The following is an 11940-nucleotide window of genomic DNA, read 5'->3' on the forward strand; positions in this document are numbered from 1 at the left end:
GCCATGCAATACATTCGTCTTGGCCACTCCGGCCTGCAAGTCTCCCGCCTGTGCCTGGGTACCATGAATATGGGTACCCCCGACTGGAAACCGTGGATCTTCGATGAGAAGAAGAGCGAACCGATCGTTGCGCACGCGCTGGACAACGGCGTGAACTTCATCGACCTCGCCGACTTCTATTCGGCCGGTGTCGGCGAAGAAGTCGTCGGGCGCATCGTCAAGCGCCTGGCCCGTCGCGAAGACCTGGTCATCACCACCAAAGTCGGCTACGGCACCCGCACCGGGATCAACGCCAGTGGTCATTCGCGCAAGCACATCATGGACAGCATCGATGCGTCGCTGAAGCGCCTGAACATGGATTACGTCGATGTGTTCATGCTGCATTACTTCGACGTGAACACGCCGGTTGAAGAAACCATGAGCGCCATGAACGACATTGTGCGTTCCGGCAAGGCCCGTTACATCGGCGTGTCGACCATGCTCACCGGGCAACTGGCGAAGATCCTCATGGCCTGCGAGCGCAACGGTTGGGTCAAACCGATCAACATGCAGTTGCAACTGAATTGCGCCTACCGCGAAGAAGAGCGCGAGATGATCCCGTTCTGCCGCGATCAGGGCTTGGGCGTCTCGGTGTTCAGCCCGCTGGCCCGTGGCTTGCTCACTGGCGACGTGCAGTCGACCCGCAACCAGACCGACTTCTTCACCCAGCAGATGTACAGCGACGAAGCCTCGTTCCAGATCGCCCATTCAGTACAGCGTGTGGCCCGTGCCCGTGGTGTGTCGAATGCACAGATCGCCCAGGCCTGGGTCGCCAACCATCCGGGCGTGGATTGCATGCTGGTGGGCGCCGACACCACCGAGCAATTCGACAGTGCCTTGGCCGCGCTGGACACCAGACTCGACGCCGACGAGCTGCACGAGCTGGAACGCAATTACACCCCGTGCGACGTGATCAACGATTACACCGCCGGAAAGCGCATCTTGCGTTCGGCCCGTCCGGGTCTGGAACGCTTCAATCTGACCGAGGCTGTGGCATGAGCGCGCTGATCCGTAACGGCAATTTCATCGACGGCCAATGGTCCAGCGGCGGTCCGACCTACCCGGTTTTCAACCCGGCCAACGGTGAGTTGATTGCCGAAGTACAAAAGGCCGGCGCCGAAGCAACCTACCTGGCCATCGACGCCGCCAACCGCGCCTTGCCGGCCTGGCGCAAGTTGACCGCCAAGGAACGCAGTCAGAAGCTCAAGCGCTGGAGCGAGCTGATGCTGAGCAACCAGAAGGACCTGGCGACCTTGCTCAGCCGCGAACAGGGCAAGCCGCTGGCCGAAGCCATGGGCGAAGTGGTCTACGCCGCGAGCTTTCTGGAGTGGTTCGCCGAAGAAGCCAAACGCGCTTACGGCGACGTGATCCCGAGCCACAAGGCTGATGCGCGGATCATCGTGGTCAAGGAAGCCATCGGCGTGGTTGCGGCTATCACCCCTTGGAATTTCCCGCTGGCCATGGTCACCCGCAAGGTCGGACCGGCGCTGGCGGCGGGTTGCACGATGATTCTCAAGCCATCGGAAGAGACGCCGTTGTCGGCCATTGCCCTGGCGGTACTGGCCGAGCAGGCCGGGATTCCAGCAGGTGTGTTCAACATTGTTTCGGGCGATGCCGTGGCCATTGGCGGCGCGCTGCAAGCCTCTGGCATCGTGCGCAAACTGTCGTTCACGGGCTCCACCCGCACGGGCAAGTTGCTGATGCGCCAAGCGGCCGACACCTTGAAAAAAGTTTCGCTGGAGCTGGGTGGCAACGCGCCGTTCATTGTCTTCGACGACGCCGATCTGGACGCCGCCGTCAAAGGCGCCATGGCCTCGAAATTCCGCAACACCGGGCAAACCTGCGTCTGCGTGAACCGCTTTTTCATTCAGGACGGCGTGTACGAAGCCTTCACCGGCAAGCTGGCCGAAGCCGTGGCGGCGATGCGGGTCGGCAGTGCGCTGGACGGGGAGACCGAGCAAGGTCCGCTGATCAATGCGGCGGCGCTGGCCAAGGTTGAACTGCACGTAAGCGACGCGCTGCAGAAGGGCGCGACGCTGTTGTGCGGCGGCCGTCGCCATGCGCTCGGCGGCACTTTTTATGAGCCGACCATCCTCGCGCAAGCCAACAGCGACATGCTGATCGCCCAGGACGAAACCTTCGGGCCGGTGGCGGCGTGTTTCCGCTTCAAGGACGAAGCCGAAGTGCTGCAAAAGGCCAACGACACGCCCTACGGTTTGTCCGCTTACTTTTACAGCCGCGACATCGGCCGCGTCTGGCGCGTGGCCGAAGGCCTGGAAGCCGGCATGGTCGGAATCAACGAAGGGATCATTTCCACGGAAGTGGCGCCGTTCGGTGGCATCAAGGAATCGGGCCTGGGGCGCGAAGGTTCGAAGTACGGTCTGGATGACTACCTGGAAATCAAATACCTGCTGATGGGCGGCCTGTAACGCCACCAACCCCCTGTAGGAGCGAGGCTTGCCCGCGAAGGCGGTGTGTCGGGTCAATACAGATGTTGGCTGACACACCGGCTTCGTGGGCAAGCCTCGCTCCTACAGGGGCTAAAAGCTATCGGTTTCATTTCTCCGTCAATAACAACAATTGGAGACTTACATGTCCGTACAACCGGTAAAAATCGACGACCTGCCCATCGGGCGCTTCCACCTCAAAATCGCCGGACTGACCTTTGGCGCGCACTTCACCGACGGCTACATCCTCGGCCTGATCGGAATCGCGTTCACGTTGCTCAGTCCGCAAATGCAGCTGGACGCATTCTGGCAAGGATTGATCGGCGCTTCGGCACTGATCGGTCTGTTTCTCGGCAGTCTGTTTTTCGGCTGGATTTCCGACAAGGTCGGCCGGCAGAAAATCTTCCTGGTCAGCTTCGTGCTGATCACCATTGCCTCGGTCATGCAGTTCTACGCCGAGACAGCCATGGGCTTGTTTCTCTGCCGGGTGTTGATCGGTATCGGGCTAGGGGGTGACTTCAGCGTCGGCCACGCCATGCTGGCCGAGTTCGCACCGAAGAAACATCGCGGTGTGCTGCTCGGTTCGTTCAGCGTGATCTGGACCTTCGGCTACGTCGCGGCCACCTTCGTCGGCACCGCCATGCTCAGCCTTGGCGACGATGCCTGGCGCTGGATGCTGGCCTCGTCGGCCATCCCGGCGGCGTTGATCCTGATTGCCCGCATTGGTACTCCAGAGTCGCCTCGCTGGCTGGTGAACCAGGGCCGAATCGCCGAGGCGCGAGCGATCGTCAAAAAACACCTGGGTGACAACGTTGAGCTAGACGAAACCCAATCCACCGAAACCCGTTCCGGCTACGCCGTGCTGTTCAGCCGTGAATACCGCAAACGCACCGCGTTCAACTGCCTGTTCTTCGTTTGCATCGTGATGCCGTACTTCGCCATTTACACCTTCCTGCCGTCGATTCTGCAGAAGATGGGCCTGGCCGAAGGCTTCGGCACTGAGCTGATGCTTAACATGCTGCTGATCCTCGGTGCGCTGATCGGGATCTGGTGCACGATCAAATTCTCCCGCCGGGGGTTCTTGATCAACTCGTTCATTATCCTGGCCGTCGCGTTATTCATGTTGGCGGTGTTGCCGAGTAGCGCGGCGTTCTTGATGGTGTTGGTGTTTGGCTTGTTTACCCTGGTGTTGTCGGCGGTGAGCAACCTGGTGGGGGTATTCCCGGCCGAGAGCTTCCCGACTGAAGTGCGGGCCAGCGGGATTGGCCTGGCGACTGCCGTCAGCCGTTTGGGCTCGGCGGTGAGCACGTTCCTGTTGCCGGTGAGCGTAGCGGGGATTGGCTTGAGCCCGACAATGGGCATTCTGGCGGCGATTCTGGCGCTTGGGGCGTTGCTGTCCTGGGCCTGGGCGCCGGAGACTAAATCGTTGACGCTGAGCCAGGCGTGCAAGGCGCAGAGTCCGGTGGAAGGAAGTGCGTCGGTCGCCGTGAAAGTCGCAGCACCGGTCTAAACGAGGCTCACCACCGTCTTCTGTAGCAGCTGTCGAGCCTGCGAGGCTGCGTCCGGGTGCGAAGCAGTCGTAAAACCATGTACCGCGGTGCTTCAGACAAACCGCGTATTCAGGGTTTACGACTGCTTCGCACCCGGACGCAGCCTCGCGGGCTCGGCAGCTGCTACAGGTTGTGTGGCTTCAGGGATTACTGACCAGTTCCAACCACTGCGTAAACAACCGCACTTTCGACAACCCTTGCTTGTCGTTCGCCACATCCAGCCAATACCCATATGGCCCGATCACTTCCACCGGGGTGATCGGCAACAAACTGCCATTGGCCAGTTCCTTCTCGATCATCTGCCGATCAATCACCGCCAATCCACCGCCCGCCAGCGCGGTGTGGATAACCTGATCCAGGGTGCTGAATTCCAGGCCTTGCCCGGCATCCACATCGTCCCGGCCCATCGCGGCCAGCCAGTTCTCCCAGACCTTTAAACGCTTGCCGTCGTGCAAGATGTGCAGCAACGGAAACTGCCGCAGATCCGGGGCTTGCCCGTCGTTGAACAGCTCCGGGCTGGCCACTGCGATGTGACGTTCCATCACCAGCAACTGACTGCTGCAATGGCTGGCGGCTTCGAGGCCGAAGCGGATGTGGCAATCGATTTCTGCGAGGTTGTCGTGGCTGGCCTGGTTGGTCACGCTCAGGCTGATGTCCGGGTAGCGTTGGCAGAACACTCGCAGGTGCGCCGACAACCAGCGCGTGGCCCAGGTCGGTGGCGCGAGAATACGCAGGCGCTGACGCAAGTTCGGCACGCGCACGGCTTGCAGGGCGCGTTCGATGTGGTCGAAGGCTTCCGCCAGATGCGGGGAGAGGGCTGTGCCGGTTTCGGTCAGTGACAAGCCTTGGGGCGTACGTATGAAGAGTGCCACGCCGAGGTAGTCTTCGAGCTGTTTGATCTGGCGACTGACGGCACCTTGAGTGACGTTGAGGCCCAGGGCGGCCTGGCTGAAACTGCGATGCCGTGCGACTTCTTCGAAGACACGCAGCATGTTGAGCGAGGGCAGTTGACGCATGGGAGGAGGGCTCCGCACCGGCCTCGGGTGGTATTTCGGGTCGGTTTATTGTTTTTGTCGGGATGGTGATTGTTCTGTAGGGCCTATCTGACTATTGGAAATGGGCTTATGCAAGTGTTGTTTGGGCTGACGTCTTCGCGGGCAAGGCTGTTCCTACAGGGGGGGCGATCAACTGTAGGAGCGAGGCTTGCCCGCGAAGGCGTCCTCAAGGACGCCAAAAACGCCGGATCAGAAGTAATACCCAATGTTCATGTACAACTGGTTTTCCCACTGGTCGCTACCGCCAGCCCCCAGACTCTGGGTGTAGCTGCTACCGCCGATGTACGGATCGTTCTTGCCGTAGATCCATTCCGTCGCGATCCACAGTTTGCTCAACGAGAACGAGGTGCCAAAAATCATTCGCTGCGAGGTCTTGAAGTCGTCGGCAGATTTATCGAAGGCGCTGTAGTTGGCGTACAGCTTCACGCCGCTGACCTGATCGAACAGGTATTTGCCGGCGACGTCATAACTCACATCCGCCACATACAGATTGCCGCGACTGGCGACGTTGTAGGTGCCGTCGTAACCGCCCAGCGTCACCAGTTCGTCCGTGCCGGCGTTACGCGGGGACATCTGCTGACGTGCCGCTTGCAGCTGAACACCCCATGGACCGTTTTTACCCAGGTAATGCACGGCCACCGCATTGCGCCGACCATCGTTGCCGGTGTCTTTGTTTTCCAGGGTGGAGCTCAGGCCGGAAAGGCCCACTTCGGATTTCCATGAGCCCAGGTCCAGGGCCCTGGCCACTCGCAACACCACGGTATTGCGTTCCTGGTTGTCGCTGCCATCGGCCACGTAGCTGTCGGCGCCAGAGACCACGCTGGAATAGGTCACGCCTTTGCTGGTGCCTTTACCCTGCCAGGCCGGACGCAGGTAGTAGCCGGCCTGAAGGTTCCAGTCACCGCTTTGCTGGATGTACTTGGCGCCGATCTGTTGCACATCCTCCAGGCCGATGACGTTACCCAGGGTTTCGTAGAACGTGCTGCCGAAGTACGGCTGCAAACCAAATGGCACCGTGTTCAAACCCACCTGTACCTGCTGGTCTGGATTGAACTTGTAGCCAGCCCAGGCGAACTTGGCGAAGCGAATATCGCCGTAGTTTTTGGTGTACTGGTAAGGGTAGGACCGCCCGTAGAAACGGTACTGAGCCTCACCGATCCAGGTGTCGGAGTTGTATTTGGCGCTGAGAAACACCGTGTCCAGGCCGAACTTCTGAATGTCACGGTCCGGGTCGTAATCCCAGCGGGCACGAATGGCTCCGCCGAGGTCCAGGTTGTCGGTCACTTGTACCGCCATGGCGGGCGCCGCAAACGTGCAGAGTAGAGCGAGGCAAGATGAACTTAGGCGCAGGGAAGCAGGGAAGTGCATGGGGCGGCTCTCGGTTATTTTTATTAGAGATGCCGGCCAGTCTTGCGATCAGCGATGCGTTGAACAAACGATAAAAAATGTGAGAGAACCTTCGCCAAATGCATGTTACTGAGAAAATCCTGTAGGACAATGCGCGACAGGCGTGGGATGCTTTGCGTCTTGTCATTGGTCTTGAGAGCCCTCCATGAAACGAAAAATGCCCGGCCTCAACGCGCTGAAAGCCTTTGAAGTGGCTGGCAGCACGGGCAGCTTCACCCGCGCCGCCGAGTTGTTGAACGTGACCCAGAGCGCCGTCAGTCGCCAGGTGCGTCAGCTTGAAGAACAGCTCGAAGAGACGTTGCTGGAGCGCCGCCACCATCACCTCGAACTGACGAGCGCAGGGCGAATCCTGCTGCGGGCGCTGCATCAATCCTTCGACAAGATCGAACTGACCGTGCGCAGCATCCAGCAGAAAACCCATTCCAATCGCCTGCACATCAACGCGCCGCCGACCTTCACCAATCGCTGGCTGATGCCGCGCCTGGGACGCCTGCGGGAAAAGCATCCGGAACTGGAATTGAGCATCACCACTCGTTTGCAGGACAGCCTGGCCGAGACCAGCACGCTGGATTGCGCGATCCGTTTTGGTGATGGCGAATGGGACGGGCTGGACAGCTCGCTGCTGATCCAGGAACGGCACATCGCGGTATGCGCGCCGTCCTTGTATGCGCGGGAGTGGAGCGGGCAGGGTATTGATCTCAATCGCCTGACCCTGCTGCACGTACTGGCCCGGGAGGACCAGCGCTACCTGACCTGGAAACACTGGCTGGACGCGGCGCGCATCACCGGTGTCGATACCCAGGGCGGCTATGAATTCGATTTGCTGGACCTGGCGATCCGCGCGGCCATCGACGGGTTGGGCATCACCATCGCCGATTGGCACATGGTCGCCTCGGAACTGGCCTGCGGGCAGTTGACCCAAGTGCTGAACGTGCACGTGGAAGGTCATCAGTCCTACTGGCTGGTGACCCGGCCGGAGCAGACGCTGATGCCGCAATTGCAGGTGTTCAGCCAGTGGTTGCAGGAAGAAATCTGGTTGGCGCAACGCCAGCTCGAGCCCTCGACCGCCGCCCTCTAATCTACTCCCCCCCTGTAGGAGTGAGCCTGCTCGCGATGGCGGTGTATCAGTCGACAACTTCATCGCCTGACACTCCGCCATCGCGAGCAGGCTCACTCCTACAGGGGATCGCATCGATTTTTGGAGTAATCTGCATTTTTCGAATGTTACATCGCTCAATAAATCGTTTGTTCAACTCGGTCCAGATGCCAAGACTGCATCTCACTGGATAAAAACAACGATGGGCGATGCACATGCGACTCGAGCGAAATTTTGTTAACGGTCACTTCATTGAACCTGCCAGCCAAGCGCTGATCGCAGTGTTCAACCCGGCAACCGAAGCGCTGGTTGGCCACGTCTCGGCCGCGACCGCCGATGAAGCGACCCATGCGGTCGAAGCCGCCGCTGCAGCCCAGAAAACCTGGGGCAAACTCACCAGCATCGAACGCGCCGAACACCTGCGTTCCTTCGCCGACGCCCTTGATGCCTGCGCCGAAAACATCGGCGCCGCCCTGGCCGCCGAATCTGGCAAGAGCGTTGTCGATGCCTGCAATGAAGCCCGCTATGCGGCGCAGATCACCCGTTACCACGCTGAATGGGCGCGCCGCATCGAAGGCGAAATCATTCCCAGCGACACCTCGAACGAAAACCTGTTCCTGCACCGCGAGCCGATTGGCGTGGTCGCGTGCCTGATTCCGTTCAATTACCCGGTCTATACGTTGCTACGAAAAATCGCCCCGGCGTTGATTGCCGGCAACACCGTGGTGGTGCGACCGAGCAACAACACTCCGACTTCGGCGTTCGAAATCGCCAAGGCAGTGCAGAAATCCGGTTTGCCGGCCGGTGTGGTGAACATCCTGACCATGGATCACGCCACGGCCGCCGCTGTTTGCACGCACAAAGCCGTCGGTTTGATCACCCTGACCGGCAGCGTCAACGCCGGGCGCATTGTGCTCGATTACTGCAAGGCCAACATCGCCAAGCCGTCGCTGGAGTTGGGCGGCAAGACCCCGGCGATCATCGAAGCCGACGCCGACCTTGAAGCCGCCGCTACCGCGATCGTTGCCTCCAAGACCACTCACTGCGGCCAATTGTGCACGGCGGTCGAGCGGGTCTATGTGCAGGAAAGCGTCTATGAACAGTTCCTCGCCCTGCTGAAAGCCAAAATCAGCGCCGTGAAGTTCGGCGACCGCGCCACCGATGCGAACCTGATGGGCCCGTTGGTCAACGCCAGCTCGCAACAGAACATTCACGCCATGGTCGAGCGCGCCATCGCTGCCGGTGCTGTACTGGAAACGGGCGGTGTGCTGCCGCAAGGCAAGGGCCATTTCTACCCGCCGACCCTGCTCAGCGGCTGCCGCCAGGACATGGAAATCATCCAGGAAGAAATCTTCGGCCCGGTGCTGCCGGTGCTCAAGTACCGCGACATCGACGAAGCGCTGGCCATGGCCAACGACCATCAGTTCGGCCTGTCTTCGGTGCTGTACACCGAGAACTACCGCACCACGATGAAAGTCGCCAACGCCATCGAGGCCGGCGAGTTGTACGTCAATCGCACCCCGGCGGACCCGTACCAGGGCTTCCACGCCGGCTGGAAACGCTCGGGCCTGGGCGGCGACGATGGCAAGCACGGCATGCTCGAATTCACCCAGACCCGTCTGGTGGTCATGAAATATTGATCCGCCCGCAACACGCCTCACGCTGCACCCATAAAAACAATTATCAGGGGCGCCCGGACCACCGGGCTGCCCGAGGTCTCCTAGATGTCCAAGCATGCATCCACTGCTGCCGCTGTTCAGGGTTCGAACGCGGGTTCAAAAAGCCACAGTGACAAGGGAAGTCGCTATTTCCAACTGATGCTATTGGTGCTGGCCGCCGGTGCGATCTATCCGATCCTGTACTTGCGCCAGGTCTACCAGACCACCATGCTCGAAGTGTTCCAGATCAACCACAGCGAGCTGGGTTATCTGTACTCGATGCTCGGCACGATTTTCCTGCTCAGCTATTTGCCCAGCGGTTGGCTGGCCGACCGCATAGCCCCGCGTTTTCTGATCTTCTTTTCGCTGGTCGCTACCGGCGCCTTGGGCCTTTGGTATTCCACCGCGCCGTCGATGACCGGGTTGATGATCATCTTCGGTTGCTGGGGCCTGACCACCGGCCTGACGTTCTGGGCCTCGGTGCTCAAACGCGTGAAGATGATCGCTCATCACACTGAACAAGGCCGGTTCTTTGGCATCCTCGATGGCGGTCGCGGGCTGGTCGAAGCCTTGCTGGCGACCGTCGCGCTGGGGCTGTTTGCCTTCGCCACCGAAACCCGCGGCGAGTCAGCCGCTGAAGGTTTCAAACACGTGGTCTACCTCTATGCCTTCACCTGTATCGCCATCGGCTGTGTGCTGGTGTTGATCAAGGATCCGAAGTCCATGGAAGACACGGCGGCGGTGGAGAAGGGCAAGTACAACCTGCTCAGCGATCTGACGACCCTGGTGAAAATCCCCGAGCTGTGGCTGGTGACGGCCATCGTGTTCTGCGGTTACCACATCTTCTGGGCCACCTACAGCTTCTCCGACTACTTGCAAGGCGGCGGCATGACTGCGGTCATGGCCGGCACCATCACCACCATCAAATTGTGGATGCGCCCCATCGGCGGTATCGGCGGTGGCTGGCTGGGTGACAAGTTCTCGAACATTTCGGTGCTGATCGTGGCGCTGTTCCTCGCGACCCTGGCGATGGTCGGCCTGATCGTATTCCCGGCGCTCAACAGCATGGGCTTGCTGATCGGTACGGTGATCTTTATCGGCCTGATGACCTACGCGATTCGCGGCTTGTACTGGGCGATCCTCGATACCTGCAACATTCCGCTGCGCATCACCGGCCTCGCTATCGGCATTGTTTCGGTGGTCGGTTATTTGCCGGACGCGTTCATTCCCTTGATCAATGGCTACCTCACCGAACATTTCCCGGGAGCCCCTGGTTACAAACTGTATTTCGGCTACATCGCTTTCGTCGGCCTGCTCGGAACCCTGGCGGCCCTGACCCTGCGCGCTCGAATCAACCGCAAAACTTTGAACAAGACAGGTGCCTGAGATGAAAATCGTCGCCCTTGAAACCCATATCGTTGCCGTACCGCCACCGCATATCGGCGGCATGTACTGGCTGTTCGTCAAGCTCAAGACCGATTGCGGCATCGAAGGCGTGGGCGAAATCTACGCTGCGACCTTCGGCCCGAAAGCCATGCTGCCGATCATCGAAGACGTGTTCGAGCGCTACCTGCTCAACCACGACCCGCACCACATCGAACGCTTCTTCCGTCAGGCCTATTCGAGCGGTTTCACCCAGCGTCCGGACCTGACCATGATGGGCGTAGTCAGCGGCCTGGAGATGGCGTGCTGGGACATCATCGGCAAAGCAGCGAACAAGCCGGTGTATGAACTGCTGGGCGGCAAGGTCAACGAACGTTTGCGTTCCTACACCTACCTGTACCCGGTCAACAGCAAGGGCGAGTACGACTACGACGACCCGGACCTGGCGGCCGAGTGCGCGATCGAGAACATGAACAAAGGTTTCACCGCCGTGAAGTTCGACCCGGCCGGGCCGTACACCGCGTACTCCGGGCACCAGATCTCTCTGGAAGTGCTGGAACGCTGCGAAACCTTCTGCCGCAAGATCCGCGAAGCGGTGGGCGACAAGTGTGACCTGCTGTTTGGCACCCATGGGCAGATGGTGCCGTCCTCGGCAATCCGCCTGGCCAAGCGTCTGGAAAAGTACGACCCGCTGTGGTTCGAAGAACCGGTGCCACCGGGGCAGGAAGAGGCCATGGCGCAAGTCGCGGCCAAGACCAGCATCCCGATTGCCACCGGCGAACGCCTGACCACCAAATACGAATTCTTCAAGCTGCTGCAGGCCGGTGGTGCGTCGATTCTGCAGATGAACGTCGCCCGTTGCGGCGGTCTGCTGGAAGCGAAAAAGATCGCCAGCATGGCCGAGGCTTATTACGCGCAAATCGCACCGCACCTCTACAACGGGCCGATTGGCGCGGCGGCGAGTTTCCAGTTGGCCACCTGTACGCCGAACTTCCTGATCCAGGAAAGCATCATGACCTGGGGCGGTTTCCACGCCGAAGTCCTGACCAAGCCGCTGCAATGGGAGGACGGCTACATCATTCCGTCCACCGAGCCGGGCCTGGGTGTGGAGTTGAACATGGACGTGGTGCGCAAGCATTCGCCGTACACCGGCGAGCGCCTGCACCTGCAAATGGCGCCGACCCCGGCTGACGTCAAAGACACATCGCCAGCCCGAGGCTGACGGGGCAGGCGCAGCTACTGTAGGAGCCAGCCTGCTGGCGATAGCGGTGAATCAGTCGACATTGATGTTGAATATCACACCGT

The 11940-nt window shown here is 60.2% G+C and carries 9 protein-coding genes; 7 read left to right on the forward strand and 2 right to left on the reverse strand.

Going from position 1 to position 11940, the window contains the following annotated elements:
• Positions 1-3 precede the first annotated feature (3 nt).
• The 3 genes from ACA070_RS13335 to ACA070_RS13345 all read left to right on the forward strand — a co-directional run bounded on the left by ACA070_RS13335 (position 4) and on the right by ACA070_RS13345 (position 3996).
• A complete protein-coding gene (locus ACA070_RS13335; protein ID WP_497451526.1) occupies positions 4-1038 on the forward strand; it encodes an aldo/keto reductase in 1035 nt (344 codons plus the stop codon).
• Positions 1035-2468: an NAD-dependent succinate-semialdehyde dehydrogenase gene (locus tag ACA070_RS13340; RefSeq protein ID WP_497451527.1), complete on the forward strand. Its 1434-nt coding sequence runs from the start codon at positions 1035-1037 to the stop codon at positions 2466-2468. The genes ACA070_RS13335 and ACA070_RS13340 overlap by 4 nt, the downstream gene beginning before the upstream one ends.
• Positions 2469-2631: 163 nt before the next feature.
• Positions 2632-3996: an MFS transporter gene (locus ACA070_RS13345; protein WP_497451528.1), complete on the forward strand. Its 1365-nt coding sequence runs from the start codon at positions 2632-2634 to the stop codon at positions 3994-3996.
• A 180-nt stretch (positions 3997-4176) separates the two neighbouring features.
• Here ACA070_RS13345 and ACA070_RS13350 read toward each other — a convergent pair whose 3' ends face one another.
• Together ACA070_RS13350 and ACA070_RS13355 are read right to left on the reverse strand one after the other, a co-directional pair.
• Positions 4177-5052 carry a LysR substrate-binding domain-containing protein gene (locus tag ACA070_RS13350; RefSeq protein ID WP_497451529.1) on the reverse strand — a complete coding sequence of 292 codons (876 nt, stop codon included), beginning with the start codon at positions 5050-5052 and terminating at the stop codon, positions 4177-4179.
• 228 nt (positions 5053-5280) lie between these two features.
• On the reverse strand, positions 5281-6459 hold the full coding sequence (locus ACA070_RS13355; protein ID WP_497451530.1) for a hypothetical protein: 1179 nt from the start codon (positions 6457-6459) through the stop codon (positions 5281-5283).
• 184 nt (positions 6460-6643) lie between these two features.
• Between ACA070_RS13355 and ACA070_RS13360 the strand changes: the two genes are divergently transcribed.
• The 4 genes from ACA070_RS13360 (at position 6644) to ACA070_RS13375 (ending at position 11857) form a co-directional block, all read left to right on the forward strand.
• Positions 6644-7576: a LysR substrate-binding domain-containing protein gene (locus tag ACA070_RS13360; protein ID WP_497451531.1), complete on the forward strand. Its 933-nt coding sequence runs from the start codon at positions 6644-6646 to the stop codon at positions 7574-7576.
• A 233-nt stretch (positions 7577-7809) separates the two neighbouring features.
• The gene (aldA, locus tag ACA070_RS13365) at positions 7810-9234 is read left to right on the forward strand and encodes an aldehyde dehydrogenase (RefSeq protein WP_497451947.1); all 1425 of its coding nucleotides are present in this window, start codon (positions 7810-7812) and stop codon (positions 9232-9234) included.
• Positions 9235-9318: 84 nt separating this feature from the next.
• Entirely contained in the window at positions 9319-10638 is a 1320-nt protein-coding gene (locus ACA070_RS13370; protein ID WP_462027499.1) for an MFS transporter, read from the forward strand.
• Between the two features lies 1 nt (position 10639).
• Positions 10640-11857: a mandelate racemase/muconate lactonizing enzyme family protein gene (locus ACA070_RS13375; RefSeq protein WP_046046632.1), complete on the forward strand. Its 1218-nt coding sequence runs from the start codon at positions 10640-10642 to the stop codon at positions 11855-11857.
• The last annotated feature ends 83 nt before the right edge of the window (positions 11858-11940 follow it).

Source organism: Pseudomonas sp. LBUM1678 (genome assembly GCF_059695575.1).